Genomic DNA, 26,401 nt, shown 5'->3' with positions numbered 1-26,401 from the left:
ATTGGGCATCACATTACTACATTGGGCACCAACGTACTTTAAGATTGTGCTCCGGGACGTTGAAATTCTCAAGACCACCGGCAGGGGATTAACAAATTTCTGTTAATTTCGAAACCATTATAAGGCCCCTATTAACTTAAACATTGGTAAGGAGCCATGCCGAGCTACATCGTTGTTGGCGGTCAATGGGGAGACGAGGGAAAGGGTTCCATCATAGCGTACCTTGCCCTGAAGGACGAGCCCGAAGTCATAGCACGCGGTGGCGTTGGAACGAACGCGGGGCACAGCGTTTTTATCAATGGAAAGAAATACGCGGTAAGACAGCTTCCAACGGGTTTCATGCAAAGGAAGGCGAGGCTTCTCGTCGGAGCCGGCGTCCTCGTTGACCCGGAGGTCTTCTTCCACGAGCTCGAACACCTCAGGGACTTCAACGTCGCTGAGAGGGTTGGGATAGACCACCGCTGCGCGATAATCGAGGAAAAGCACAAGCAACTCGACCGCTCCAACAGCCACCTCCACGAGAAGATAGGGACGACGGGAAGCGGTTGCGGGCCGGCAAACGCCGACAGGGTCATGAGGAAGGCAAAGCTCGCGAGAGATATTCCGGAGCTCGAGCCCTACCTGACGGACGTTGCGGAAGAAGTTAACGACGCGCTCGACGAGGGAAAGCTCGTCCTCATCGAGGGAACCCAGGGCTTCGGGCTGAGCCTCTACTACGGCACTTACCCCTACGTGACCTCCAAGGACACCACAGCCTCCGCCATAGCGAGCGACGTCGGGATAGGCCCGACAAGGGTTGACGACGTTATAGTCGTCTTCAAGAGCTTTCCGACGAGGGTCGGTGCTGGACCTTTTTCGACGGAGATGAGCCAGGAGGAAGCCGAAAAACTTGGCCTCGTCGAGTACGGAACTGTAACTGGAAGGAGAAGGCGCGTCGGCTGGTTCGACTTCGAGTTCGCCCGCTACTCCGCAAGAATCAACGGAGCGACGATGCTCGCTTTGACGATGCTCGACAAGTACGATAAGAACGCCTTCGGCGTAACCGATTACGATAAACTGCCGAGGAAGGCGAAGGAGTTCGTGGAAGAAATAGAGGAGAGGGTTGGGGTCCCCGTCGGGCTCATAAAGACCGGGCCCGAGCTGGAGCACATTATCGACAGGCGAGACGTCATTTGACGGCGTACTTGCCCTCGACCTGGGCCAGCTTGAGCTTTGATGTGATGCCGCTGCTGGGAACGAAGTCGTGCTCGATTAGCTCTCCGGTGAGGGTGTTGTACTTGCCGAAGTAGATTCCCCTCTTTCCGACTCCTTTTATTCCCGCGTAGCCCTCCTCAAGGTTGTGTGCTATCCACTCTACATCTATTGTGTCACCATAGCTCTTCTTTACGAACTCCGTGAAGGCCTTGGTTATGACGCTCTCGATGTACTGGTAGTCGAAGTCAAGGACCTCCCCGCTCGTCCTGTGAACCGTCAGCCTTCCAAAGGCCTTTACACCGGTGAACTCCACCTCCCAGTGGTCGGACAGCTTGAGGCCTTCAATTGAGGGACTCGGCTCAACTTCGCGGATTTTGGAGAGCGCGATTTCCTCAACGACCTCCTTCTTGAGGAAGCGGTCGAGCTCACGGATTTCGCCGGAGCGGGAGACGAATACCTTAACGACGTCCCTGTCGCCCTCAAGCGTGAGCATGAAACCCTCCCCCGACTCCTCGGTGAAGAGGATACTGTAACTACGGTACTTCCTGACCGCGAGTTCAACCGCCACGCTGGAGCCTATCTCAAGGGCCCTCTCAAGAATTTCTCCAGTCTCACCGTCGTATGCCAGGTACGCACGGAGACCGCTGCCCTCGAACTCCGCCCTGACGACCTCATGGTCCATAACCTGACAGGACTTCAGCTCGAGGTCCTTGACGACCTCCAGGATTTCACCGGCGGTCTTCTTAAGGAACTCCTCCGGGGAGCCCAGGTCCCTCGTGTCAACGATTTCGCCCGTCTTCTGGTTGAGTTTCAAGACGAGAACCCTTCCTCCCGCCAGAAGGTCTACGAAGACCGCACTGGGGCGCCTTTCAACGCCTATGACGTGACCATCGCTGTACTTTGAAAGAACGACCTCAAGCATTGCCTCCTCGGTGAGCGCTGGCTGAAATCTCCTAACGCTTCCGCTGTAGGAGTTCAGCTCTATCTCGAAGAGATACCTCTTGGTCCTGCCCCTCATCAAGGTAAAGCGTCCCCTGCGGACGATTTCCAGGGCAAGGGGCTCTTCACCGAGTTCCGCCCTGACGCGCTCCTTAGCCAGCTTAACGAGCTCCTCTTCGCTGAGTGGCTCCCCCTCAGCACTCACGCGACCGACCGTGAAGTCGAAGGAAACCTTTACTGTCCGGGGCCCAATGGAGAACAGAATTTCTGCTCCTTCCGGCACGTAAGCCTTCCTCGAGTGAAGAACCCTCAAGTCAAGCCAACCGCGCCGAGCGGCTTCCTCAACGACGGGCTTCGTTGGGTCTGTTTCCTCTCCGACCTCAACTTCGGTCGCCAGAACTGTTGCAACGTCCTCAAGGAGAACTTTCATCGCAAGTCCCTTGAGCTCGCCGTCAACGTTCAGAACAAGCTTTTTGCCATCATAAAACGCCTTACCACTCTCGTTTTCCCTTGACCACGAGACGACGTAGACAGGTCTGAACTTCAGTTTCAGACCCTCAATCTTGAGCTCCTCCTGTCGAACGCTGAATTTATAAGATACAACCCTCTTAGCTTCGTCCACGAGCTTTTGAGATGAAACGGGCTCCACGAGGGGACCATCGAGGACGAATTCCTTCAGCTGTTCGGGTCTCTCACGCTCGGGAATGAACTTCTCAAGAAGGGTTCGTGGGGGCTCTATGGAGTAGCGATTGAAGGCCTCCGCAAGCCACTCTGGCCCAAGCACAGTAATACCCTCGAGACCGTAGTCAAGCCCGTCGAGGGCTATCAAAACAACCCTGCCGTGCCCGGACAGCGCCTTTTCAAGCCAGTCCCTCCGGGGCTTTCCACGCAACAGTGCAACGGCAAGCGTCTCTTTTCCATGAAATGGGTCTTCTCTTTCCCCCGTGACTATTATGAGGCGCGATTTACCTCTTCTCTTGTATTCCCTTCCGGTTTCATTAAAGCCGGCCCTGCTGAGGAGCTCGGCCAGTCCCTCAACTATGAAATCCTCTGGCGCGAGCAGTATTATCGAAGGTTCCCATGGCATAGTGACTCCCCATAGAGATTGGGATGTGGAGAATAAATAGTTTATGGCCCGTAAAAAAGGGTTAATTATCACCCCGAGTAAGCCCTATCAACGAGCCACCTAACAATTGTCCTATGGAACTCATCCGCCCACTCGGGGTCTTCGAATATCTCATGATAGGCACCTTCGAACTCCTTGAGCGTTTTGTCTTCCACCTTAAGCCCCTCAAAGAGCCTCCTCGCGCCTTCCGGTGGTGTTATAACATCCGCAGTACCAACGAGCAGGAGAACCGGGACTTTTATTCTCCCCACTTCAAGGTGCGCCAGCTCCATGTTAACGAAGATGCTCCTTCCGAGCTTCGCCGAAATCCTGTCGTGGACGAGCGGGTCCTCAACGTACCGTCTCACGGCATCTTTGTTCCTTGAGAGAAGCTCGGGCTTTATGCCGTTGGAGAGAACAAGGCCTGGGATGACCTTTCCAAGGAACTTCGCGAGGGCCACCATAAAGCCAGGCGTCTCGGGGCTCTTGGCGAGGGCAGGAGATGAAGCTATCACCCCCCTAATCCTATCGGGTCTCGTCTCGGCGTATCGAATAACGGTCAAACCGCCGAGGCTGTGGCCGAAGAGGAAGGGCTTCTCACCTAATTCCTCAATTATGGAATCAATTATTTCCATGGCCTCTTCAATGCTCGTGTGACCCCTCTTTCCGGGGCTCTTGCCATGCCCGGGCCAGTCGAAGGTGTAAACGGCAAAGCCGGCCTCGTTGAGCTCCCTAATCAGTCGTCCGTACCTTCCGCTGTGCTCTCCAAGGCCGTGAACGAGAACGACCCAACCGAGCTCAGGTTCGCCGAACTTGGCCCTGTAAACCTCCATCTCAACCACCCAGCCAGACCCGTTTGAGGGGAAGAACGTCAAAATCCTCATCCTCGCTTACTATCGCCTGCAGGCCGTTGTTCTCGATAACCGCAACGTGAAGGGCATCCGAAGGGCGGAGGTTATATTGGAGGATAATTCCCTTGGCTGTTAAATAGTCCTGAAATGTCAGGGGAAGGACTCTAACCGCGGGCAGAACAATGTCGTCTATGAATTCGAGAGTATCCTTGTAAGCTATTCCATACTTGCGCTTTGAGACGTGGATTAGCTCATCGAGAACCAGCACATCCGTGTAGAGCTCATGCTTCTGAGTAAGGTCCGCGTAGAATTCATCGAGCTCATCGGCGATATCCTCTGGAATTCTCGAGTTAAGGTAAACGAAAAGGTTGGTATCAAGGAAGAGCTTCATTCCTCAATCCCCCAGACCTCGTCGAACTCGTCTTCGAGGCTTATCCCTTTGAGCTCTCCAAGCTTGGCGGGTTTAGTACCTTTTCGCTTCTTGTGATACTCCTTGAGCTTTCTTAGGAGTTCCTCTTTGCTCGGCGGCTTTTTGATAACGAGGCCCTCCTCCGTAGGCTCGACTATCACTTCCCCGCCTTCTTTTATACCGTAGGCCTCACGGAAAACCTTGGGGATGACTATCTGCCCCTTGGGGCCAACCTTGAGGCGTATGCTAACCAAAGGTATCACCATGTATAACTCGCGGTTCAACAAAATAAAGCTTTCGAGAGAAAAGAGCTTAGGAGGAAAACGGACTCTCCCTGAGCTTCTCGTTGGTGAAGCGGACAAGCCTTTCGACGTCTTCCCCTATAGTGTCGGGCTCGGGTTTCATGAAAACGTAGAAGACGTTGGTTTTCGGCGTCAGGGAGACGTGCTTGACGTTGTGGGGCCTGGAAAGGTTCTCGACGAGCTCCTTGAGCTTTTCAACGTCCCTCCTCTTTTCGAAGAGGACCTCGTACTCTTTACCGGCTATTTCAATGGTGTCCCTCTGGAGAAAGTCCTCGTTTTCGATTTTCGGTTTTAGCCTGTAGTAGCCCTTCTGGATGAGGTGTGCCTCGCGCCTAATCTCGGCGAAGGGCCTGATTACGAAGTAAATCTTGTCGTGTCTGCTCGTAAGGAGCGCTATCGGGAAGTAAAGGATGCTGTGCCTCGGGAGGAGCGTTAGCGTGTATTCGAACTTCCTTAGGTTGTCGCGGTTCACCTTATAGCTCGCCCTGAAGCCGATGTAGCCGCCGAGCCACACGTAGTCCTTGTCCTCGGGCTTCACCACTTCCTCAATCGAGCGGAGGTAGTGCTGCATAAGTTGCAGATTCAGCTTTCTCCCCTTGTAAAACTGAATCGATGAAACAGCAGCGAGCACCATTATCGCCAGCAACAAACCGGATGTAAGCTCCATTCTTCAACCCCCATTTTATCATTCCTCATTGTTCAGAGGGTAGTACCTCTGAAGGGTTGTGTCATCGAGTATTTCAAGGTATCCCACCTTGTCCTCTAAAACCTTTACCATGTCCCTAACTATCTTCGCCTGAAGGGGCCAGTTCACGGCCATTACAAACGGATGCGGTGGGGTGTGCCTCGCGAAGGCAACGTATATCCTGACCTTGTTTTCAACTTCGTCTATTTCGACCTTCGTTACCAGCCCCTCGTTGACGATGTCCATGTCCGTGAAGGGGTTCTTGACGCTCTTCAGGAGTTCAAGTATCTCCCTCCTTCCCACCTTCAAGTATCATACCTCCGAGTTTCTCAAGCTCCTCAAGGCCCCTCGGCTCCCTCGGGAACATGGGGACTTTTATTATCTCGACGTTCGGGAACTTCTTGGGAATTTCCTCGAGCACCTTCCTCTGCGCCTCAAGCTTTACTCTTATCTCGGGAATCTCCCGCCCCACGGTTATGACCTTGTTGACAATAACCATGTTGAAGGGAACCTTGAACTTCCTAAGGCTTTCATAGGCCCTCTCGGTCTCGTAAAGGGGGAGCATTTCGGGGTTCATGACCGCTACAACAGACGTCTTGTCTGGGTCCGTTATGACGTCCTCAACGAACTTTATCTCCTCGCGATAGCTCTTTAACTCCCTCATAACGGGGTCCTCTTCCTCCTCCTTCGGAAGGACGAACTCCTGTCCCTCAATCTGGAACTTTTGCTCGCCCTGTATCTTGGCTATCATGCGTCTCCGTTCGAGGATTTTCCGCCTTATCTCTATCAGCTTGTCCGCCCAGATGAGTGAAATCCTCGGCAGGGCCAAAACGCGAAGGGTCAGGCCAGTGGGCGGCGTATCGAAGACTATTATGTCCCACTCCTCACCCCTGCCGAGGATGTTCCTTATGGCCTCGAGGGTGGCGTACTCCTCTATTCCTGGAGAGAATCTCAGGACTTCGAAGTACTTCTCAAGGTTTATCACCGTCAAGTACTTGTACATGTTCTTGAGGTTCGTTTCGAGGTGCTTCAGATAGCTCTGTATCAGCTTCTCCATGTCGAGTTCACTTGCGTAGAGGTTCTCTGCGAGCTCTTTTGGCTCGTCGCTTAGCTTCATCATGAAGACGTCTCCCAGGTTGTGGGCCGGGTCGAGGGAAACTATCAGCGTCTTGTATCCCCTCTTCGCGAGTGCCGTTGCGAGGGCGGCGCTTGTTGTTGTTTTTCCGACACCACCCTTTCCTATGACGAAAATCGTCCTGAACCCCTTCTTTGGAAGGAGGAAGTCCTTCATCTTCACCACCTCAGTCGATGTCAAACATCCCCGCTATTTCCCCGAAGATGTCATCGAGGTTAACGGCCCTTTGTTGCATCACGTATATCTCCCTGACCATGTGAGGCATGAGCCTCACCACGAGCGTGGTTGGTGGACTTGGAATCCCTATGAATGACCCCATTAGAATCAGCGCGAAGACGTTCTCAAGCTCCCTCTCCTCGAACTCTATGTATTCGGTTGACTGATGCTTAAATGCCTCTCCAAAACCCCTGAGAAAGGCTTTTACGTCCTCGATAACCTTCTTTACCATACTCCCACCTCATACACCTATCCAGCCGGTCTTAAGGGAAATATCCTTCGTGCTCTTCTCCTGCATCACGTATAGCTCCCTCACGACGTAGGGCAACAGGCGGTAGGTTAAATCGGTTGGAGGGTGTGGAAGGCCTATGTAGTCACCAAAGAGTATGAGCGCGAAGATGTTCTCCAGCTCCTCTTCCTCCCATTTAATCCCCTGAAGGTAATACAGCTGAAAACCCTTGTGGAACTCCCACAGGACTCTAACTGGGGTTGAAATCCAGTAGAGAAGTTTTCTTACATCCATTCCTTTTTCCTCCGGTAAAGAAATAAAGGGAGAAAGCTCTTCAGGCCTTCGCTACCTCGTACTCCTCTGCTGGCTTCTGCCAGGCAACGTAGAAGTCCCAGGCCAGCAGGAGGTTCAGGAGCAGGCCGATTAGGGTTATCAGTCCGACCGAGTACTTGGTGAAGGCATCGCTTATTCCTGGAACCACCACCACGAGGAACCACCCAAGGGCGAGGGTCACTGTAATCCACAGGAAGAGTGCTGGAATAAGGACGGCCCAGCTCCACTTGCCAGCCCTCTGAACCTTGGTGACCCAGAGGGCAGCGGTCATCATTGCAATGCTCGCGAGCATCTGGTTCATGCCGCTGAAGGCCGGCCAGAGGATGAGCCACTGGTTGCCCCACGCGAGTATCACGCCGAGAACTGCGATTACGGCAGAAGCTACCCACTTGTTGGTGATTATCTTCCAGATTCCCTCGCTGGTGTCAACGACCATTCCAAAGACTTCCTGCCAGGCGAAGCGACCGAGCCTCGTGGCTGTATCGAGGGACGTCAGGGCAAAGGCCGAGACCCAGAGGCTGGCGAAGACAGTTCCCGTCTTAAGAGGTACTCCAAAGGCGTCGTTGAGACCGTAGGCGTAGCTCTTGGCAAAGATAGTAACCTTGCCTATCTCCTTGGCAACCTTGGGGGCATAGATGGCCGCCCAGTTGGACGCGTTTATGTCGATTCCAGCGTCGGCGAAGACCTTGATTCCGTAGACTGCTATCGAGGCTATGACAATCGTTGACAGGAAGCCCTCGGTGAACATTCCACCATAGCCAACGAGCAGACCGTGGAGCTCGTTGTCAAGCTGCTTTGACGAAGTTCCCGAACCGACGATAGAGTGGAATCCGCTCAAAGCCCCACACGCGATGACCAGCGGTATAGTGGGCCAGAATGGCGAGGGTTTTCCGCCGACGACGTGGGCGCTCCAGCTGGTGTAGGCTGGGGCCGTGAACGTTCCCTTGCTCCCAATCAGGATGAACGCGAGGCCACCAAGGATGAGGCCGAACCACAGAATGTAGGCGTTGAGGTAGTCCCTGGGCTGCAATAGTACCCACACTGGAAGGGACGCTGCAACGATGATGTATACGAGCAGGAACAGGGCCCACTGGTGGTATGTGGCTTGAATCGGGAACTTGAAGCCGAGCCACACTGAGAGGGCCACGAGGATAAGTCCTATTGCCGTAGCCCCTGCGAAGTGAAGGCTTGTCTTGTACATCAGGTATCCAACGATTACCGCTGATACAAGGAAGAGCAGTGCTGCAGTCGCTGCCTCCGGGGTCTTGGTGAAGATGCCCGCTATGACCGAAGTGAATGCCGCCACGACGAGGAGCAGGGCGAACCAGATGTAAAGCTCAAACGCAACTCCCGTCCTCTTGCTCATGAGCTTTCCTGCAATCCACTGGATGGATCTTCCATCGTAGCGAACCGATGACATCAGTGCCAGATAGTCGTGAACCGCACCGATGAAGACGTTTCCGAACCAGACCCAAAGAAGTCCCGGAAGCCATCCCCAGGCCATTGCCACCGCCGGACCGACTATTGGCCCAGCCCCTGCTATTGAAGCGAAGTGGTGTCCATAGAGGACGAGCGGGTGCGCCGGAACGTAGTCAACGCCATCGTAGAGCCTGTGTGCTGGAGTTGGCCTGTTGGGATCGGCCTTGACGACCTTGTTCTGCAGGCTTTTACCGTAGGTGTAGTACATGCTGACGTATATGGCGGCGGCTATCAGGATTACAACAGCCGAGTTCATCTCTGCACCCCCTATTAGATTTTGCACATTAACGTACACTTTGTCTACTTAAATGTCTTTCGGCAATAGGCTGAAAGAATTTCGACTTTTAACTTAAAATTGGAGGAATTATCCAAAATGAAAAAAATTCAAATTCATATTTTAGGTTTAAACCATTTAGGGCCATCAAGGCTATTCAAGCTCGACCAGTGGGTCGCCGGTGTTTACGGCGTCGCCTTCTTTCACGTAGATTTTCTTAACAACACCGTCTTTCGGAGCGGGAATTTCGTTCTCCATCTTCATAGCCTCAAGCACAAGCAAACCCTGGCCTGCCTTAACCTCCTGCCCCTCCTTCACGAGGACCCTAAGAATCTTACCCGGCATTGGAGCCGTAACGGTGTTGGGCGAAGCACTCGCAGGAGCTGGAGTAGAGGCAGGAGTCGGAGCACTCACAGGAGCAGGAGCCGAAACCTGCACAGGCTCAGGGGAACCGGTCTGAGCGGGGGTAATTCCCTGGACCCTCGACAGGTACTTGAGAGCGCTCAAATCAACACCTTCGATGCCGACCTCGAACTCGACGCCGTTGACGTAAACCTTGACCTTCGATGCCGTCTTTGGAAGCTCGACCTTCACCCTCCCCTCAGCCCTCGCCCTGAAGAACTCGAGGGCAACCTCCGGGAAGAGGCAGTAGGTTAGAACGTCCTCCTCCTTGTGGAGGTAGCCGAGCTCCTCGAGCTTTCTCCTGCACTCCTCAAGCTGGGGCTTGAGCAGGCTCCCCGGCCTCTCCTTTATCGGCTCCTCGTCGCCGAGGACGAGCCTTTTGAGCTCGGGGTTTATCTCCGCTGGAGGCCTTCCGTAGAGGCCCCTGATGTAGTCTTTAACCTGTTGCGTTATCTGCTTGTACCGCCCGAAGAGGACGTTGAGAACCGCCTGAGTTCCAACTATCTGGCTCGTCGGCGTCACGAGCGGGGGCCAGCCGAGGTCTTCTCTAACGCGGGGAATCTCCTCGAGGACCTCATCGAGTCTGTCGAGGGCGTTCATCTCCTTGAGCTGGGCGATGAGGTTAGAGAACATCCCGCCGGGAACCTGGTACTTGAGGACGTAGGGGTTCACCATGAGCGTCTCCTTGTGGAGCAGTCCCCAGTACTTCTCCTCGAGCAGTTTCTTCAGGTAGCGGGAGACCCTGTGGATCAGCTCCCTGTCGAGGTGGCTCCCGACCGCTTCGGGAAGGGCGTGCCATATCGTCTGGATTCCTGGTTGAGCCGTTCCGAAGGCGAGCGGGCTTATCGCAGTGTCTATGTAATCGGCACCCGCCTCAACAGCCTTCAGATAGACGGCCACTGCCATTCCGGTCGTCGAGTGGGTGTGGACGTTAACGGGGACGCCGTAGGTTTCCTTTATCTCGCTGACCAGCTCGTAGGCCTTCCAGGGAGTAAGCAGACCGGCCATGTCCTTAATCGTTATGACGTCGACGTCAAGCTTTAGGAGCTCCTCGACCTTCTTCATGTAGTACTCCAGCGTGAAGACTTTGCCGGTTGTGTAGGCTATCGCCCCCTGAACCTCCGCCCCGACTTCCTTGGCCTTCCTTATCGCGACCTCCATGTTGCGGACGTCGTTGAGGGCGTCGAAAATCCTGAATATGTCTATTCCGTTCCTGTGGGCCAGCTCGACGAACTTCTCTACAACATCGTCGGGATAGTGCTTATAGCCGACCACGTTCTGGCCCCTCAGCAACATCTGGAGCTTCGTCTTCCTTATGTGCTCCCTGAGGAGGCGGAGCCTCTCCCACGGGTCTTCCTTAAGGTAGCGTATGCAGACGTCGAAGGTCGCTCCACCCCAGACCTCCATTGAATAGAAGCCTATCCTGTCCATGGTCTCCGCTATCTTCAGCATATCATCAGTCGTTAGTCTGGTGGCTATTAGTGACTGGTGAGCGTCCCTAAAGGTTGTGTCAATTATGTCAACCTTTGCCATTTTCTTCACCCTTTTAATGCCCACAGAAGCGGAGCCTTTAAAAGCCTTACGACGGAGAAAGAAGAAGAGTTAGACAGCTGTCGAAATCAGAGCAGGCCCTCTGCCTTAGCCGCCTCCTCCGGGTCCTCGTTTCTGTGGACAACGCGAAGAAGGGCCTTTATGAAGGGCTCCGGGTTCTCGCGCTGGAAGATGTTCCTACCGACGACGGCTCCAGAGCCACCGGCCTCGATGACCTCCCAAACCACCTTCAAGAAGTCAACTGGATTTTCCTTCTTTGCCCCACCGCTCAGCAGGACGGGAACGCCAGCTGCTGCATCGACGACCTTTGCAAAGGTCTCCTTTGAGCCGGTCCAGTAGGTCTTTATCATGTCCGCGCCACTCTCTGCCGCAGCTCTCGCCCCGTACATGACGACGCGGTAGTCCTCCTTCCTGCCGTACTTCTCGTTTATGTACGGTCCGCGCGGATAGGCGAACTGCACAACCGGGAAGCCGAGGTCGTGGGCGTAGCTCGCTATCTCCGCGAACTGGCGCATCATAACGTCCTCCTGAGGCGAGCCCCAGTAGACGGTCGCAGCTATCGCATCGGCGCCGAGCTTTATGGCGTCTTCAACGTAGCCCAGCTGGCTCTGGAGGAGCTGTTCATCCTTCGGGCGGAGGTTTGTCTTGCTGGTAAGCTTTATCATCAAACCGACGTTGGGCTTGACCTCGTCGCCGGCAATCCTCGCGATTCCTGGGAGCATCATCACGCCGTCTATTCCCGCTCTGACGACCTTGCGGAGGATTACCCTCGGGTTAACGTGCTCCCAGTGCTCCTCAAAATCGGTCGGCCCGTGCTCGAAGCCGTGGTCCATTGCGAAGATTAACGCCCTCCCATCCCTCCTGAAAAACCGCCTGAGCCTTCTCCTAATACCGACGCTCTGGTACGCATCCATTTACATCACCGTGAGTGATATATTTGAAGAAGAATTTAAGGTTTTCCCCGGAAACTGTATAAAAGGGGTTGAGAAAGAGGGGAGGGATAAGAAATGGAGTGGAACATCATAACGCTCGATGAGGTCGACTCGACCAACGAGTACGCCAGGAGGATAGCCCCAACGGCCCCCGAAGGGACTGTGGTGGTGGCGAAGAGACAGACGGCCGGACGTGGGAGGAATGGAAGGAGATGGGCCTCCCCTGAGGGAGGCCTCTGGATGACGGCGATTCTGAAGCCGAAGTCCAGCCCTGAGCACGTCCCAAAGCTGGTCTTCGTTGGGGCGCTTGCGGTGGTAGATGCCCTCGCCAAGTACGGCATTCCCGCGGAGGTAAAGTGGCCAAACGATGTTCTCGTTGATGGAAAGAAGATAGCTGGAGTCCTCAGTGAGTGCAAGTTCAACCATTTCGCCCTTCTCGGGATAGGACTGAACGTGAACAACGAAGTTCCCGAGGAGTTGCTCGATAAGGCCGTCTCGATGAGGGAACTCACGGGCTTTGAGCTGAACCTTGATGACGTCCTGAGTAACGTTCTGAGGGCTCTATCGTACTGGTACAGCCTCTTCAAGAGGGGCAGACACTACGAAATCCTTGACGCGGTGAGGAGAAAGAGCGCAGTGATTGGACGGCACGTGATGGTTGTTGAGGGGGACGAGGTGCTCGTTGAGGGAAGGGCCCTCGACATAGACGACTCAGGCGCACTTCTCGTGGAGACAAAGAACGGCGTTGAGAGGGTTTTCTACGGGGACGTTTCGCTCCGCGTCTTTTAAGTCTTCCGTTCCTGAATTGTCTTTTTGACAAATTTTTTCTGAAAAAGTTAAAAAAGGTTCTATTTTTCATGTACTTTTGGTTTGGCATTCAGGTATGCTAACAACTTTTGGTCGGAGGTGAAAAGATGGGGCTACTGAGGAAGTACCTCGACTATCCGGTGCTCTGGAAGATACTCTACGGTTTGATTTTGGGTGCGGTCTTCGGACTGATAGCGGGCCACTTCGGCTGGACGAGCTTTGTAGCAACGTACATCAAACCCTTCGGTGACCTGTTCGTCAGACTGCTGAAGATGCTCGTGATGCCGATTATACTTGCATCGCTCGTCGTCGGTGCGGCGAGCATAAGCCCCGCCCGCCTCGGTCGCGTTGGCCTCAAGATAATCGTATATTACCTCGCTACCTCCGCTATGGCGGTGCTCTTCGGCCTCATCGTCGGCAGGCTCTTCAACGTCGGAGCAAACGTCCACCTCGGCTCGGGAACGGGCAAGGCGATTGAAGCTAAAAGCCCCTCCCTCGTCCAGACGCTCCTCAACATAGTGCCGACGAACCCGTTTGCCTCCCTCTCAAACGGTGCGGTCCTCCAAACGATATTCTTCGCCATAGTCCTTGGAATAGCGATAACCTACCTCATGAACAGGCAGGAGGAGCGCGTCAGAAAGTCGGCGGAAACCCTGCTGAGGGTCTTCGACGGCCTGGCCGAGGCGATGTACCTCATCGTCGGCGGTGTCATGCAGTACGCGCCGATAGGTGTCTTCGCGCTGATAGCCTACGTCATGGCCAAGGAAGGGTTGAAGGTCGTCGGCCCTCTTGCAAAGGTCGTACTCGCGGTTTACCTCGGCCTCTTCCTGCAGATTGTCATAACCTACTTCATCCTGCTCAAGGTCTTCGGAATTGACCCAATTAAGTTCATCAAGAAGGCGAAGGACGCCATGCTTACCGCTTTCGTCACGAGGAGCTCGAGCGGAACCCTACCAGTGACCATGCGCGTAGCAGACGAGGAGATGGGAGTTGACAGGGGAATTTACTCCTTCACCCTACCCCTCGGGGCGACGATAAACATGGACGGAACTGCCCTCTATCAGGGCGTAACCGTGCTCTTCGTTGCCAACGCCATCGGTCACCCGCTCACGCTGAGCCAGCAGTTGATAGTTGTCCTCACTGCCGTGCTGGCTTCGATAGGAACGGCAGGAGTTCCAGGGGCGGGCGCAATAATGCTCGCGATGGTTCTTCAGAGCGTCGGCCTCGACCTCACCGCGGGAAGTCCGGTTGCCCTGGCCTATGCGATGATTCTCGGCATTGACGCGATACTCGATATGGGCAGGACGATGGTCAACGTTACTGGAGACCTCGCGGGAACTACCATAGTTGCCAAGACCGAGGGAGAGCTCGACGAGAGCAAGTGGCGCGACTGATTCTTCCCTCCTTTAATTTTGGGCAAACTTAATATACCCTCTCCCGTTTTTAAGGCCAGGACAACTGGAGGTAAAGTTACATGAGGAAGTTTGGATTTTTGGCAGTGGCTCTTCTGCTCGTCGGAATTATCGCGGGAGGAGTTTCAGCGTCCAACGACTACAAAGAAGTTCAGGAGAACGAGTACTGGGTTTCATGGGACGGAAGTGCCAATGTAACTCTGAAGACGATATTTTACAGTCCCGAAGAGATGCTGAACCAGACCAAGGAGAGCATACTTAAAATGGGGCTCGAAAACGCGACGCAGTTGTTCATCAGCCAGGAACAGCAGGCCCTCTCACAGCTCGGTCTTACCCTGGAAAACCCAACGGCTGAAATCATAGGATACAACACAACCGGGCCCCTCGTGACTGTGATAAACGGCACCATCCCCAACTTTGCGCGCTACTACTCCTACGACAGCGCCTGGGAGATTTCACTCGATGCCCTACGCATAGCGGACCTCTCGAGGATTGACCCGACGGCAGTTAACGGCTCGATGTACCTTGAGAATTACTTCACAGTGCACCTTCCCCCAGGAGCCAAGATTGAAAACGTGACCAGGGGCTTCAAAGTTGAGTCCAACGGCAGTTACATCCAGCTGGACGTCAACGTGACCGGGGACACCGTTACGGCCCACTCAATTATCTACCTTAAGAAGGGGGTTACAAAGGATGACCTAAAGGTTCTGTACGCCAGGCTTGAGCCGGTCATGATTAAGTACACGGGAAAAGCCGGTGTGGAGAACTACACCACATGGGAGATGAGGATATACAACAACATAACCGTCGAGGGCGACAAAACAATCCTCGACACCGTTGAGGAGTACGTCAAGCCGGAGGCATACATTAACTATATAAAAGTCCAGTTCGCCTACCATGGACTTCAGCAGGCAGAGCAGAGTCTTTACCAGAGATACGCCCAGATGTTCCAGAGCAAAGGCATAAAGGTCATCTCCGGCAACGTCTCAATACTCAACGTTAACTCAACGGGGCCGTTGGTTGTGAAATACCACTGGGTTCTTCAGGGGTTCGTGAGCAAGGTCAACGACACATACATCTACGACTACGACCCGAAGCTTGAACTCGGAAACATGAGCTTTCCGTACAGACTCAACGCGGCCATCAATGAGACGAAGGTTACCAGGATTAAGCTCCCCGAAGGCTACGAGTTCGTTTCACTCCCCAAGAGCATAGAGGTCAAAACAACGGCAGGCAGCGTCGTAATGAAGGTAACCAAGCTCAACGACCATGAGGTTCTCATAGAGAGCAACGTGTACATCCGCTACGGCGTTCCAGCCGATGCTTACAAGGCTCTTATGGCCCAAGTTCCCGACAACGTCGAGTTCAAATACGTTGTCAAAGCCGAAGAAGGAAACGGCATCTGCGGACCGGCCCTTATAGTTGGCCTCGCCGTTCTGCCACTCCTCCTCAGGAAGAGGCGCTGACCCTCTTTTCTTTCCCACACGAAAAAGCTTAAAAACGCATTCCCAAAGCATCAACAGGCATTGTGAGGGGAGGTGTGACCATGTCAAGGAACAAGCCACTCGCAAAGAAGCTCAGGCTCGCGAAGGCTAACAAGCAGAACAGGCGCGTTCCCGTCTGGGTTATCGTTAAGACGAACAGAAAGGTTCTCACCCACCCGAAGAGGAGGCACTGGAGGAGAACCAAACTCAAGGAGTGAGGTGATGTAAATGCCGATTGAACCCGGTCAGGAAGTCATATTCGTCGTTCCCATCAGGAAGATAAAGAAGCGCATTCCGCGCTGGAAGAGGGCCCCGAGAGCGGCTCGCTTCGTCCGCGAGTGGATAGCGAGACACGCCAAGGCCGAGGAGGTCAAGCTCGACCCGGCCGTCAACGAGAAGCTCTGGGAGCGCGGGGCTGAGAAGCCACCCAACAAGCTCCGCGTTAAGGTCGTCGTCGAGGTAGTTGACGGCAAGAGGGTTGCGAAGGTCTCTCTGGCCTGATTTTAACCACTTTTTAGAGGTGAAGAGATGCACATCGAGAGGCTCGATTTTGAAAACTCCCCATACCTCGGCGTTTACGGCTTCGCCACCGACAGGGTAGCGGTGATTAGAGAGGGCCTCGGCGAGAAGAAGCTGGAGGTCCTCAGGGAAGTTCTGAAGGTCCCGCTCATTGAGACGAGCGTCATGAAGTCGCGTATCGTCGGCATATTCGTTGCTGGCAACTCCAACGCCCTGATAGTCCCCTGGTACATCTGGGATGCCGAGCTCGACTTCATAAACGCCCAGCTCAGGGAGTACGGAATTGACATGGAGGTCGTTCCCTTCCAGAGCAGGCTCACCGCCTTCGGAAACCTGATTCTTGCCAACGACAAGGGCGCTTTAGTTAGCAAGGACTTCACGAGGGAAGAAGCGAGGAAGATTGAGGACATACTCGGTGTCCCCGTTGAGAGGGGGGTTATCGCAGACTATACAGCGGTTGGAAGCGTTGGCGTCGTCACGAACAAAGGCGGTCTCGTGCATCCCGAGGCGACCGACGAGGAGCTTGAGTGGTTGAGCGACCTCTTCAAGGTTGACGTCTACGTCGGAACCGCCAACATGGGCGTTCCCTTCGTCGGCTCGTGCATGATAGCCAACTCGCACGGCGTCGTCGTCGGACACCTGACGACGGGTCCGGAGATAGTGAAGATTGAAGAAGCTTTGGGCTTCCTCGGATAAAGCTTAAAAGTTCGCCTTCAAAGGCCCGCTGAAGGAGGGATGGAAATGGAGGTCAAGGTCTACCGCGTTAAGGGAATCTTCCAGAGGGGTAAGCTCAAGCAGCCCTTCACCAAGGAGTACCGCGCCCTCAAGCCAGAGCACGTGGAGGAGCTCGTCTACTCCGAGATAGGGAGCAAGCACCGCGTTCCGAGGACCAAGATATGGATTGAAAGCATCGAGGAGATAAGCCCCGAAGAGGCCGAGAACCCGATAGTCAGAAGGCTCAGCCTTGAGCTCTGATTTCTCTTTTCCACCCCAAAACCCTCGACTGGTAATGCCTCTTGGGGAATATTTCGAGCGGGTCTATGCCCTTCTCCCTGAGGAGATACCTCAGTTCAACTTCGTAGTCAGCCTTTTGTAGCTCTTCGCTTTCCCTGATTTCCACGATGAAGAGCTTCTCTGTCAGCTCGCGTATCGTCTTGTAGCCGAGGCCGAGGAGGGGCCTTATGTAGGCAACGCCAAACCTGTCCTCCAGTGACCTCGCTTTAGGCAAATCGAGGAGCGGAACCCTGTCGTCCCTCCGGGTTCCATCGCTCACCCTTTCTACTTCGGGAAGGGACGCTAAGGCCTCCAAAGCCCTCTCGTGGATGAACTGTATCGCGTTGTTCGGGTGGCCGTCGCTTATGGCCATCTCCCCTGCTTTTTCGAGGATTTCACGGGGAAGCTCCAGAACTCGATGGGGAAAGCCGAGCCTTTCAGCGGTCTCCCTCGCGTACCTCCAGTTGTCGAGCAGGCCGAAGGTGACCGTTACGAGCTCGACCTCGTAGCCGAGCTGGCTTAGAATCCACGCGGCCAGGCTTGAGTCCTTTCCGCCCGAGTATAAGTGGTGAACCTTCATCCTCATCACCTTTCCCGGGCTTATTAGCGACCGCAGGGGTTATTAAGGGTTGAGGGTAATACTCTTTTGGTGAAGGTAATGCCAGTCGTCACGAAGAAATACCAGGTCACGATACCCAAGGAGGTTAGGGAAGCGCTTGGAATAAAGGCAGGGGATGAGGTGGTTTTCGTGAGGACAAAGGAGGGCTACGTGATAAAGCCCCTCGATGATTTCCTGCGAGAGATGGCCGAGGTTATGAAAGATGTGGACGAAACAGTTGAAGAAGTAAGAAAGGGACTCGCCAGGGGAATTGCACGCTCTCTGAAGGAGCTGGGGGAGGAAGAATGAGAGTCGTCCTTGATACAAACGTCTTCAACAACTGGAAGTTCCTAAAGTGGCTGAAATCCTCGCATCTCAAACCGGTCATAAACACCGTGGTTTACACGGAGTACCTGTACCACCTCGCCAAGAAGACGGGCGACTTTCAAATTGCATTGGAAAACTTTGAGACCCTTCTCTGGACTGTAGGGATTGATGTGGTGGCCTTTGACGTTGAGTCGGCCAAGATAGCCTCAAAAAGCGCCATCGGTCGCTGGGACTTCTCAAAGAACGCGAGGGATTACATGATAGGCGCCCTAGCCCTCAAGCTCAACGCCCCACTCGTCACCTACAACAAAAGGCACTTTGCCTGGTTGCCCGACGTGATAACACCTGCGGAAGCGATGAAGAGGTTCGGTAAATAGCTTTAAAAGGCCAACCTTTTTAAGGCCCTTTCGGGCGAGAGGTTAAGAGGTGAGAGAGATGGAGAAGCGCTTACCAGGTAAGGTGAGAAGGTCGCTCCGCGCGAGATACTACGATATCGAACCGCGAGCGTGGATTGGTAAGAAGGGTCTCGCCGAGAGCGTGATTGAGGAGATAAACACCCAGCTTGAGAAGGACGGTGTCCTTAAGGTTGAGATAAGGAAGGGAGCGCTCATCTCGACCGGAATGGACAGGAAGACCATAGCGGAGAAGGTAGCCGAGCTCACCGATAGCGAGCTGATAGACGTCAGGGGCAAAAGGTTTATATTGTTCAAACCGAGGGAAGGCTGGGAAAGGTATTTAAGGCGCCTTGAAAGAAAGGCGTCGGCTGAGAGGCGGGAGAAGCCCGTCCGTAAAGTCAGGCTCGACATCGCTAACTTCAGGAAGAAGTTTAGAAAGGGGAGGGATTGAAAGATGGCGACTGTCTATGACGTTCCCGGTGACCTGCTCGTCGAGAGGGTCGCCCAGAAGCTCAAGGAGATTGAGGAGATAAAGCCCCCGGAGTGGGCGCCCTTCGTCAAGACCGGAAGACACAAGGAGAGGCTTCCCGAGCAGGAGGACTGGTGGTACTACAGGGTTGCCAGCATACTCAGAAAGGTCTACATCGACGGCCCCGTCGGAATCGAGAGGCTCAGGACTTGGTATGGAGGCAGGAAGAACCGCGGACACGCCCCGGAGCACTTCTACAAGGCTGGCGGAAGCATAATCAGGAAGGCCCTCCAGCAGCTTGAGGCGGCTGGCTTCGTCCAGAAGGTTCCGGGAGAGGGAAGGGTCATAACCCCGAAGGGCCAGAGCTTCCTTGACAAGATTGCTACCGAGCTCAAGAAGGAGCTCGAGGAGCAGATTCCGGAGCTCAAGAAGTACTGAGCTCCCCTTTTCTCACATCCCACCCAATACCTTTTTAACTCCCGCTTCTGAGCCTGAACCGGAGGTGAGGGGCATGGCCGAGGATATTGAGGAGATTAGGAAGCGCAAGCTCATGGAGCTCCAGAAGAAGTACCTTGAACAGCAGAAGGCCCAGGAGGAGGCAATAAAGCAGGAGATGGAGCTCCAGGCCCAGCTCGATGCCATAATGAGGAAAATCCTGACTCCTGACGCGAGGGAGAGGCTCGGTCGCGTTAAGCTCGTTAGACCAGAACTCGCGAGACAGGTTGAGCTCGTCCTCGTTCAGCTCTATCAAGCCGGCCAGATAAGGGAACCGATAGACGATGCCAAGTTGAAGAAGATACTGGCCCAGATTGACGCGAGGACGAGAAGGGAGTTCAGGATTAAGTGGTAGCGGACGGTGCATTGATGGACGCGCGGGAGATAGTGAAGATTCTCGACGAAAAGGGAGAGGTCAGTCTCGACACCTGGAAGGTCGTCTCCGTGAGGAAAAACGAGGACGGCACGGCGGACGTCCTCTACAAGAACCGGCACGTGGGTAGTGAGGAGAACCCCGTTTTCCTCTGGATTTACGCCAACATAGTTGAGGACGACTGGGACGTCCGGGTTTTGGAGAGGATAACCTTCCAGAAGGAGGACCTGCTCTGGCTGTTGAAGTTCGTCTTTCCAAAAGTTAAGGTTTATAAGGGGCTTGCAAAATAGCCCGCCGGCCGGGGGTGTTTGAGTGAGCGGGAAGAGAGTGTGTCCCGTCTGTGGCTCTACCGAGTTCATCTACGACCCCAGCAGGGGTGAAATAGTCTGTAAGGTTTGCGGTTACGTCATCGAGGAAAACGTCGTCGATGAGGGTCCCGAGTGGAGAGCCTTTGACCCCAGCCAGAGGGAGAAGAGGGCGCGCGTTGGAGCGCCGGAGAGCATACTCCTCCACGATAAGGGTCTCTCGACCGACATAGGAATAGACCGTTCCCTCACCGGCTTGATGAGGGAGAAGATGTACCGCCTCAGGAAGTGGCAGAGCCGCTTAAGGGTCAGCGACGCCGCCGAGAGGAACTTAGCTTTCGCGCTCAGCGAGCTCGACAGGATAGCGAGCCAGCTCAAGCTCCCGAGGCACGTGGAGGAAGAGGCAGCAAGGCTCTACAGAGAAGCAGTGAGAAAGGGCCTCATAAGGGGTCGCTCGATAGAGGCCGTCATAGCGGCCTGCGTTTATGCAGCCTGCCGACTTTTAAAGGTTCCCAGAACGCTCGACGAGATAGCCGACATATCGCGCGTTGACAAGAAGGAAATCGGAAGGAGCTTCCGCTTCATAGCGAGGCACCTCAACCTCACCCCGAAGAAGCTCTTCGTTAAACCGACCGATTACGTGAACAAGTTCGCCGACGAGCTCGGACTGAGCGAGAAGGTGAGGCGGAGAGCAATCCAGATACTCGAGGAGGCCTACGAGAAGGGCCTCACGAGCGGAAAGAGCCCGGCCGGCCTGGTCGCGGCGGCGCTCTACATAGCGGGACTGCTCGAAGGGGAGAAAAGGACGCAGAGGGAGGTTGCGGAGGTCGCTCGCGTCACAGAGGTCACGGTAAGGAACCGCTACAAGGAGCTCGTTGACAAGCTGAACCTCAAGATACCGCTTTAGCGGAACCAGCTCTCGAGCGTTCTCTGTTTTCCTGCCTTTACTGCTTTCTTCAGCCTTTCGAGGCCGTTCTTAACGCGCTCCTCGCTGAAGTCGTGCTCATCGCAGAGAAATCTTAGGATTCCTTCCTCGTCAGGCTCGCGCCACTTGAGCTCATACTCATCCGTGACCGGCGGATTCAGGAAAAACTCCTTTATCGCGTACAAATCAACGTCACTCTCCTTCTGGTACTTCTTCAGAGGGTCCTTCGAGCGCTTGACTATCGTCAGGGCCTTCTTGGGTCCGATTCCCTTGATTCCACCCGGGTTGTAATCTGTTCCAACGAGAATTGCCAGCTCAATGAGCTTCTCCCTGTCTACGCCAAGCTCTTTGAGAACCTCTTCGAGAATTATCAGCTCTGGCTTAACCTCAACGTAGACGTTCTTGCCAGGGAGCTTTCTCCTTCCGGTTATCGTGAGGTTCCTGACGAGCCTCGGTGCCCCGAAGAGAAGGCTGTCGTAGTCCTGGCTCGCGGAGGCGTAGACATCCTTCTTGGAGGCCATATAGGCAGCTTGGGCCTCGCCCTCGCTCGGGGCCTGGACGACGGGGACGCCCATCAGCTCAAGCAGTTTCTTGGCGTCCTCTATGAGGGTCTGGTTGAGCCTCGTCGCCCTCATCGCGTACTTCTTGGCCTCCTCTATGTCGCCCCTCTCAAGGGCCTCATGCCACTTCTCCTCGGCCTCCTCTCTGGCTTCACGCCTCTTCTCAAGCTCTCTCCTCTTGAAAGCAGGTGGCTCACCATCGAAAACGTAGGCAGGCTTTATGCCGGCCTCCATCAGGTTAATCGTCCTGTAGAAGAACCCGCTCAGGTGAGAAGTTATCCTGCCCTTCGAATCCATTAGGGGCGTCCCGTCGCGCTGTCTTATGGTCGAGAGGAACTGGTACATGGCGTTGAATGCATCTATAGCCACTTTCTTCCCGTAAAGCCTCTCCAGCTCGATTTCATTCCTTGGAATCAGCTCGCCGATTTGGACTCCCACCTTCACCACCAAAGAAAAGTGGGGAAAGGAGTATTTAGGGTTTGCCTCGGCCTACCGGGTTATCATCACATCTCAGGGAGGGGAAGGGTCGTCATCGGCTAAACTTTCTTGATTCCATGGGTGATGAGGAACTCCTCGTGCCTTGTTCTCCTCTGCCTCTCCTGCACATAAATCCAGCCCATCACAAATATCAGGGCTGCCATCCCAAAGAGGGTCTGCCAGCCGAGCTGGTTGTAGTCTAGGGTTATTATAATCTTCCTTACCATCGCCAGAACGCCGAGCTCGACGACGTTCCTCATGCTGACGTGGTGCTCCTTGACGTACATGGTGAGCAGTTCGAAGATTTCAAGGAAGATTACAACGAGAACTATCTGGTGCAGGATTTCCTCGATGTTGAAGGCGTGGAAGCTCTCGGTGATTAGGTTGAACATCAGGTAAACGACGTAACCCATAGTTATGGTTGCAAGGCCTATGACAACCATGTCAAAGAGCACGCTGAGCCACTTCAGGAGGAGGTTCTCAACGATGCCGACGTCATGGTGCTTCCTTCCCATTTACACACCCAACCAATCCTAGGCCCATTCGCTAAAAACTTTTCGGCAAACCTAAGGGTTCTTTGAAAGCCTAAGAAATCCCCGCCGAGAATTTTGAAACATCAGTTGGGAACTTCAGGTGTTTTAACGTCCGTCGAGTCTGATATCGGCAAAAAGAGAAGGGAAAGGTTTTAACTGCCTTTTACAGACGTAAACGTGTAAATGTCATCCGAGGTGATAAAAATGGTTGACCCGAACATCGAAGCCCTTTTCAGGCCGAAGAGCATCGCCGTGATAGGCGCCTCCGAGAAGCCGGGTAAGATAGGGTACGCGATTATGAAGAACCTCGTGGAGTACGGCTACGAGGGCAAAATATACCCCGTCAACATCAAGGGCGTTGAGATTAAGATTGGCAACCGCGTTTTCAAGTCCTACAAGAGCATTCTTGAGGTTCCCGACGAGGTTGACATGGCCGTTATAGTCGTTCCTGCCAAGTTCGTCCCGCAGGTCGTTGAGGAGTGCGGAAAGAAGGGTGTCAAGGTTCTCCCGATTATAAGTTCCGGTTTCGGCGAGCTCGGAGAGGAGGGCAAGAAAATTGAGCAGCAGCTCGTTGAGACCGCCAGGAAGTACGGCATGAGAATCCTCGGCCCGAACATCTTCGGCGTCGTCTACACGCCCGAGAAGCTCAACGCCACCTTCGGACCGACCGACGTCCTTCCGGGTCCGCTCGCGCTCATCAGCCAGAGCGGAGCGCTTGGAATAGCCCTCATGGGCTGGACTATCCTTGAGAAGGTCGGCCTCTCAGCTGTCGTTAGCGTTGGAAACAAGAGCGACATAGACGATGCCGATTTACTTGAGTTCTTCAAGGAGGATGAGAACACCAAGGCCATACTCATCTACATGGAGGGCGTCAAGGACGGAAGAAAGTTCATGGAAACCGCGAAGGAGGTCAGCAAGGTCAAGCCGATAGTCATCATCAAGGCCGGAAGGAGCGAGCGCGGTGCCAAGGCTGCAGCTTCCCACACCGGCTCACTCGCGGGAAGCGACAAGGTTTATGATGCAGCGTTCAAGCAGGCAGGAGTCATAAGGGCTTACACAATCGGCGAGGCCTTCGACTACGCGAGAACCCTCAGCAACCTCCCCGAGCCCGAGGGAGAGAACCTCGTCATACTAACCAACGGCGGTGGAATAGGCGTCATGGCCACAGATGCAGCTGAGGAAGCCGGTCTGCACCTCTACGACAACCTTGAGGAGCTCAAGGTCTTCGCCAACCACATGCCTCCCTTCGGTTCCTACAAGAACCCGGTTGACCTGACCGGCATGGCCGGGGCGGAGAGCTATGAGGGAGCCATTAGAGACGCCCTCGCACACCCGGAGATGCACAGTATAGCGGTCCTCTACTGCCAGACTGCAGTTCTTGACCCGAGGGATTTGGCAGACATAGTCATCCGCGAGTACAACGCCAGCGGAAGGAAGAAGCCCCTCGTCGTTGCCATCGTCGGCGGAATCGAGGCCAAGGAAGCAATTGACAGGCTCAACGAGGAGGGCATACCTGCCTACCCCGAGCCCGAGCGCGCTATCAAGGCCCTCGCGGCGCTCTACCGCTGGAGCAGGTGGAAGGCCAAGCAGGGGTGATTTTTTACCCTCTTCATTTCAACTTTACTACAAAAAGTTTTTAGGAGCCTCAGTGCAATTTCTCAGGGGGATTGCATGAAGTCCGGTCCTCTCATACTCGGCGCCGTTCTCGTTCTCGCGGGCCTGCTTCTGGCCACATGGGACTACACTTCCGGAACGACTGCGGGCTGTTCGGTGAGCCCCGCAACAACGGTCATGGAGGTAAAAATCATAAACGTAACCAACGGTGGATTCGTCGGGGGTTATGTCCTGGCCGTTGGGCTTCCCCTTGACAGGCCGAACGTAACTGTGTTAGACCCTGAATCGGGGTGTTCTGATGTCTACGTGCGGAGGAACGGGCTCTACTATCCGCTTAACCTGACCTGCCCCTTTGAGATGCTCAGGATTAAGGAGCTGGGAAACGGAACTGCAAGGGTTTACTGGCAGAATCCGTACACGGCTATTGCCTGTGATGTCCCTGAGTTCGTGCCAACCCCCAGGGGCTTTCTGTACGTTACCACGACCGAATACCCCGTGGGGAGGGGTTTCCATCTCGAAATAACTAAACCCAAGGGCGTCCTCGAAGTTATTGGGCAGGAGAACTTCACCGTGGTTCTGGGAAATGAGTTGGTGGAGTTTCCTTCAATTGACGATGAAATACCCGGAACACCCGTTTCGCTTGAAATTAAGGAAGTTCTCAACGGGTCCAGCGTTCTCATCAGGGTTAACGTCAGGTCCAACGGCACCACGAAATGGTACTTTCACAGGGTCCCCGCTGATAACTCAGCCTCCGTGAGGATTGAGAAGGGTTTTCTGTTTGCCTCGCTGGCCCTCTACGATGGTGGTAGCTCTGAGCAATGCGAAACCAGGCACTCCATTGGATGGAGGGGTGCATTCCTCGTAATGGTCGGGGTATCAATGTTCCTGATTGGGAGGAGGGAACGATGAAAGGCAGGACGTTGAAGGAAATGGGGGCAATCGTTTTTCTCCTGGGCACACTGCTTGTATTGACGTATCACGTTCCCAACTGCTCGGGTATAGCCTGTCGGGCGGTCTTTCCCGTACTCGAGCTTTCGAGTTATCACATAAAAAACGGGGAGGACGTGCATGCTTACGTCCTTGCCTTTGAGGGCCCCTGTGACAAGGACGTCTACGAGGTAATTTCCGAGAACGGCCATGTCTTGTTCCGCAGGGAGGGTTCTATCTACGTTGCGGATACTATGCGGTACTTTGACGTTTTTTACGTTCCCGGATGCAGGGGAAACCTGACGCTCCACGCGGTTGGCACGTACTTTTCGAACGTTGCCCCTCCAAACCTCACTTACGATGGCAATTACTTCGTCTTCCTTGATAACTACTCCCTCGGGCTCAGTGCGTTTTACATCGAGACTTCCGGGCTGATAGGAGCCAACGTTAGCGACTGGTTCAACATCTTCTACGTCCCCGCATTCAACGAAGTGAAAGCAAGCTACGCCAATGGAACACTCCAAACGGATGATATTCTCTATTCCCGCACCCTCGCCGGAATCCGGGTGTTTTCAGGAGCAAAGGTCTCCAGTTTCGTGGTCTACGATGACCCGGACGCGTACTTTGAGTTCAAGAACTGCACCGAGCACTACCGGGAAATTGTTGAGGCCTGCAGGGCCAGCGGCTCCCCGGAGTACCAGCTTCCCCTTGGGCTCGGCCTCATGCTCGCGGGCATCGCCCTCTTCACCTACGGGATGAAGTTTTAAGTCCATTCTCCCATTTTCATTTGGTGATGACCTTGATCATAGCGCTCATCAGTGACATCCACTCGAACTTTGAAGCCCTCGAAGCCGTGTGGGAGGAGATAGATTACGCCGATGCGATTCTCTGCATGGGTGACCTGGTCGGCTACGGGGCAAGCCCAAACGAGGTCGTTGAGTTTGTGCGGAAGCAAATGGAGAAAAGAACCTTTCTCTGCGTCAGAGGAAACCACGACAACGCCATAGCCTTCGGCGCGGACTGGAGCTTCAACCCCTACGCGAGGCAGGCCGTAAGGTGGCACCAGCGCGTCATGACAGTCGAGAACCTTGAGTTCCTCAGGCGACTTCCAGTGAGGCAAATCTTCACTGACGACACGGGTAGGAGTTACCT

At 54.4% G+C, this 26,401-nt stretch carries 34 protein-coding genes; 19 read left to right on the top strand and 15 right to left on the bottom strand.

Annotated features, from left to right (window positions below):
* Positions 1-156 precede the first annotated feature (156 nt).
* Positions 157-1,176, top strand: a complete 1,020-nt coding sequence (locus MVO87_RS00825) for an adenylosuccinate synthetase (RefSeq protein ID WP_297514585.1) — start codon at positions 157-159, stop codon at positions 1,174-1,176.
* On the opposite strand, the gene MVO87_RS00820 is transcribed toward MVO87_RS00825, so the two are convergent.
* From MVO87_RS00820 to fba, 12 genes are all read right to left on the bottom strand, one after another.
* On the bottom strand, positions 1,169-3,220 hold the full coding sequence (locus tag MVO87_RS00820; RefSeq protein ID WP_297514588.1) for a hypothetical protein: 2,052 nt from the start codon (positions 3,218-3,220) through the stop codon (positions 1,169-1,171). The genes MVO87_RS00825 and MVO87_RS00820 overlap by 8 nt on opposite strands.
* Before the next feature lie 68 nt (positions 3,221-3,288).
* Positions 3,289-4,071, bottom strand: coding sequence for an alpha/beta hydrolase (locus MVO87_RS00815; RefSeq protein WP_297551871.1), 783 nt, complete (start codon positions 4,069-4,071; stop codon positions 3,289-3,291).
* A gap of 1 nt (position 4,072) precedes the next feature.
* Positions 4,073-4,480: a type II toxin-antitoxin system VapC family toxin gene (locus MVO87_RS00810; protein ID WP_297514591.1), complete on the bottom strand. Its 408-nt coding sequence runs from the start codon at positions 4,478-4,480 to the stop codon at positions 4,073-4,075.
* A complete protein-coding gene (locus MVO87_RS00805) occupies positions 4,477-4,752 on the bottom strand; it encodes an AbrB/MazE/SpoVT family DNA-binding domain-containing protein (protein WP_342765080.1) in 276 nt (91 codons plus the stop codon). The genes MVO87_RS00810 and MVO87_RS00805 overlap by 4 nt, the downstream gene beginning before the upstream one ends.
* 58 nt (positions 4,753-4,810) lie before the next feature.
* On the bottom strand, positions 4,811-5,467 hold the full coding sequence (locus MVO87_RS00800) for a hypothetical protein (protein ID WP_297551845.1): 657 nt from the start codon (positions 5,465-5,467) through the stop codon (positions 4,811-4,813).
* Positions 5,468-5,485: 18 nt separating this feature from the next.
* On the bottom strand, positions 5,486-5,788 hold the full coding sequence (locus tag MVO87_RS00795) for an iron-sulfur cluster assembly protein (protein ID WP_297551869.1): 303 nt from the start codon (positions 5,786-5,788) through the stop codon (positions 5,486-5,488).
* Positions 5,766-6,776, bottom strand: coding sequence for an ArsA family ATPase (locus MVO87_RS00790; protein WP_297551867.1), 1,011 nt, complete (start codon positions 6,774-6,776; stop codon positions 5,766-5,768). Before MVO87_RS00790 ends, MVO87_RS00795 begins: the two co-directional genes overlap by 23 nt.
* 10 nt (positions 6,777-6,786) lie before the next feature.
* A complete protein-coding gene (locus MVO87_RS00785; protein WP_015858560.1) occupies positions 6,787-7,068 on the bottom strand; it encodes a DUF7990 family protein in 282 nt (93 codons plus the stop codon).
* A 9-nt stretch (positions 7,069-7,077) separates the two neighbouring features.
* On the bottom strand, positions 7,078-7,359 hold the full coding sequence (locus MVO87_RS00780) for a DUF7990 family protein (protein ID WP_015858559.1): 282 nt from the start codon (positions 7,357-7,359) through the stop codon (positions 7,078-7,080).
* Positions 7,360-7,399: 40 nt separating this feature from the next.
* Positions 7,400-9,133, bottom strand: coding sequence for a carbon starvation CstA family protein (locus tag MVO87_RS00775; RefSeq protein WP_297551842.1), 1,734 nt, complete (start codon positions 9,131-9,133; stop codon positions 7,400-7,402).
* A gap of 171 nt (positions 9,134-9,304) precedes the next feature.
* On the bottom strand, positions 9,305-11,086 hold the full coding sequence (locus tag MVO87_RS00770; protein ID WP_297551865.1) for a pyruvate/oxaloacetate carboxyltransferase: 1,782 nt from the start codon (positions 11,084-11,086) through the stop codon (positions 9,305-9,307).
* Between the two features lie 86 nt (positions 11,087-11,172).
* Complete coding sequence (gene fba / locus MVO87_RS00765) at positions 11,173-12,018, bottom strand: class I fructose-bisphosphate aldolase (RefSeq protein ID WP_297512688.1); 846 nt, start codon at positions 12,016-12,018, stop codon at positions 11,173-11,175.
* Between the two features lie 93 nt (positions 12,019-12,111).
* On the opposite strand from fba, the gene MVO87_RS00760 reads away from it, so the two are divergent.
* The 7 genes from MVO87_RS00760 to rpl18a all read left to right on the top strand — a co-directional run bounded on the left by MVO87_RS00760 (position 12,112) and on the right by rpl18a (position 17,233).
* Positions 12,112-12,825, top strand: a complete 714-nt coding sequence (locus tag MVO87_RS00760) for a biotin--[acetyl-CoA-carboxylase] ligase (RefSeq protein ID WP_297551841.1) — start codon at positions 12,112-12,114, stop codon at positions 12,823-12,825.
* A gap of 125 nt (positions 12,826-12,950) precedes the next feature.
* Positions 12,951-14,237 (top strand): dicarboxylate/amino acid:cation symporter, encoded by a 1,287-nt coding sequence (locus MVO87_RS00755; protein ID WP_297514834.1) that lies wholly within the window; start codon positions 12,951-12,953, stop codon positions 14,235-14,237.
* An 80-nt stretch (positions 14,238-14,317) separates the two neighbouring features.
* Positions 14,318-15,721 (top strand): DUF3858 domain-containing protein, encoded by a 1,404-nt coding sequence (locus MVO87_RS00750; RefSeq protein ID WP_297551840.1) that lies wholly within the window; start codon positions 14,318-14,320, stop codon positions 15,719-15,721.
* Positions 15,722-15,801: 80 nt separating this feature from the next.
* Positions 15,802-15,957 (top strand): 50S ribosomal protein L39e, encoded by a 156-nt coding sequence (locus tag MVO87_RS00745; RefSeq protein ID WP_042690350.1) that lies wholly within the window; start codon positions 15,802-15,804, stop codon positions 15,955-15,957.
* Positions 15,958-15,967: 10 nt separating this feature from the next.
* On the top strand, positions 15,968-16,240 hold the full coding sequence (locus tag MVO87_RS00740; RefSeq protein WP_297514826.1) for a 50S ribosomal protein L31e: 273 nt from the start codon (positions 15,968-15,970) through the stop codon (positions 16,238-16,240).
* 27 nt (positions 16,241-16,267) lie between these two features.
* A complete protein-coding gene (locus MVO87_RS00735; protein ID WP_297514823.1) occupies positions 16,268-16,954 on the top strand; it encodes a translation initiation factor IF-6 in 687 nt (228 codons plus the stop codon).
* Positions 16,955-16,999: 45 nt separating this feature from the next.
* Positions 17,000-17,233 (top strand): 50S ribosomal protein L18Ae, encoded by a 234-nt coding sequence (gene rpl18a, locus MVO87_RS00730; protein WP_297514820.1) that lies wholly within the window; start codon positions 17,000-17,002, stop codon positions 17,231-17,233.
* Here the strand turns inward: rpl18a and MVO87_RS00725 are convergent.
* Positions 17,217-17,831 carry a DUF7411 family protein gene (locus MVO87_RS00725; protein WP_297551863.1) on the bottom strand — a complete coding sequence of 205 codons (615 nt, stop codon included), beginning with the start codon at positions 17,829-17,831 and terminating at the stop codon, positions 17,217-17,219. The genes rpl18a and MVO87_RS00725 overlap by 17 nt on opposite strands.
* A 78-nt stretch (positions 17,832-17,909) precedes the next feature.
* On the opposite strand from MVO87_RS00725, the gene MVO87_RS00720 reads away from it, so the two are divergent.
* The 7 genes from MVO87_RS00720 (at position 17,910) to MVO87_RS00690 (ending at position 21,120) form a co-directional block, all read left to right on the top strand.
* Positions 17,910-18,158, top strand: coding sequence for an AbrB/MazE/SpoVT family DNA-binding domain-containing protein (locus MVO87_RS00720; RefSeq protein ID WP_297514843.1), 249 nt, complete (start codon positions 17,910-17,912; stop codon positions 18,156-18,158).
* Positions 18,155-18,553, top strand: coding sequence for a type II toxin-antitoxin system VapC family toxin (locus MVO87_RS00715; RefSeq protein ID WP_297514818.1), 399 nt, complete (start codon positions 18,155-18,157; stop codon positions 18,551-18,553). The genes MVO87_RS00720 and MVO87_RS00715 overlap by 4 nt, the downstream gene beginning before the upstream one ends.
* 58 nt (positions 18,554-18,611) lie before the next feature.
* Positions 18,612-19,022: a YhbY family RNA-binding protein gene (locus tag MVO87_RS00710; RefSeq protein ID WP_297551861.1), complete on the top strand. Its 411-nt coding sequence runs from the start codon at positions 18,612-18,614 to the stop codon at positions 19,020-19,022.
* A gap of 3 nt (positions 19,023-19,025) precedes the next feature.
* Positions 19,026-19,478 carry a 30S ribosomal protein S19e gene (locus MVO87_RS00705; protein WP_015858810.1) on the top strand — a complete coding sequence of 151 codons (453 nt, stop codon included), beginning with the start codon at positions 19,026-19,028 and terminating at the stop codon, positions 19,476-19,478.
* A gap of 73 nt (positions 19,479-19,551) precedes the next feature.
* Positions 19,552-19,890: a DNA-binding protein gene (locus MVO87_RS00700; RefSeq protein WP_297514813.1), complete on the top strand. Its 339-nt coding sequence runs from the start codon at positions 19,552-19,554 to the stop codon at positions 19,888-19,890.
* A 14-nt stretch (positions 19,891-19,904) separates the two neighbouring features.
* Positions 19,905-20,198, top strand: a complete 294-nt coding sequence (locus MVO87_RS00695; protein ID WP_042690371.1) for a hypothetical protein — start codon at positions 19,905-19,907, stop codon at positions 20,196-20,198.
* 22 nt (positions 20,199-20,220) lie between these two features.
* Complete coding sequence (locus tag MVO87_RS00690) at positions 20,221-21,120, top strand: transcription initiation factor IIB (RefSeq protein ID WP_042690374.1); 900 nt, start codon at positions 20,221-20,223, stop codon at positions 21,118-21,120.
* On the opposite strand, the gene fen is transcribed toward MVO87_RS00690, so the two are convergent.
* Positions 21,117-22,136: a flap endonuclease-1 gene (fen, locus tag MVO87_RS00685; RefSeq protein ID WP_297512590.1), complete on the bottom strand. Its 1,020-nt coding sequence runs from the start codon at positions 22,134-22,136 to the stop codon at positions 21,117-21,119. The genes MVO87_RS00690 and fen overlap by 4 nt on opposite strands.
* 98 nt (positions 22,137-22,234) lie before the next feature.
* On the bottom strand, positions 22,235-22,690 hold the full coding sequence (locus MVO87_RS00680; RefSeq protein ID WP_297512556.1) for a phosphate-starvation-inducible PsiE family protein: 456 nt from the start codon (positions 22,688-22,690) through the stop codon (positions 22,235-22,237).
* A gap of 222 nt (positions 22,691-22,912) precedes the next feature.
* Between MVO87_RS00680 and acs the strand changes: the two genes are divergently transcribed.
* The 4 genes from acs to MVO87_RS00660 form a co-directional block, all read left to right on the top strand.
* Entirely contained in the window at positions 22,913-24,304 is a 1,392-nt protein-coding gene (acs, locus tag MVO87_RS00675; protein WP_297551839.1) for an acetate--CoA ligase alpha subunit, read from the top strand.
* Between the two features lie 75 nt (positions 24,305-24,379).
* Positions 24,380-25,231, top strand: a complete 852-nt coding sequence (locus tag MVO87_RS00670; protein ID WP_297512560.1) for a hypothetical protein — start codon at positions 24,380-24,382, stop codon at positions 25,229-25,231.
* A complete protein-coding gene (locus MVO87_RS00665; protein WP_297512562.1) occupies positions 25,228-26,016 on the top strand; it encodes a hypothetical protein in 789 nt (262 codons plus the stop codon). The genes MVO87_RS00670 and MVO87_RS00665 overlap by 4 nt, the downstream gene beginning before the upstream one ends.
* 32 nt (positions 26,017-26,048) lie before the next feature.
* Positions 26,049-26,401, top strand: a 353-nt coding sequence (locus MVO87_RS00660) for a metallophosphoesterase family protein (protein WP_297551859.1), incomplete at its 3' end; no start/stop codon positions are given.

Source organism: Thermococcus sp., assembly GCF_027063845.1.
Lineage (GTDB): Archaea > Methanobacteriota_B > Thermococci > Thermococcales > Thermococcaceae > Thermococcus.
Note: the sequence above shows the minus strand (reverse complement) of the source record. Positions and strands in the feature narration are given on the sequence as shown.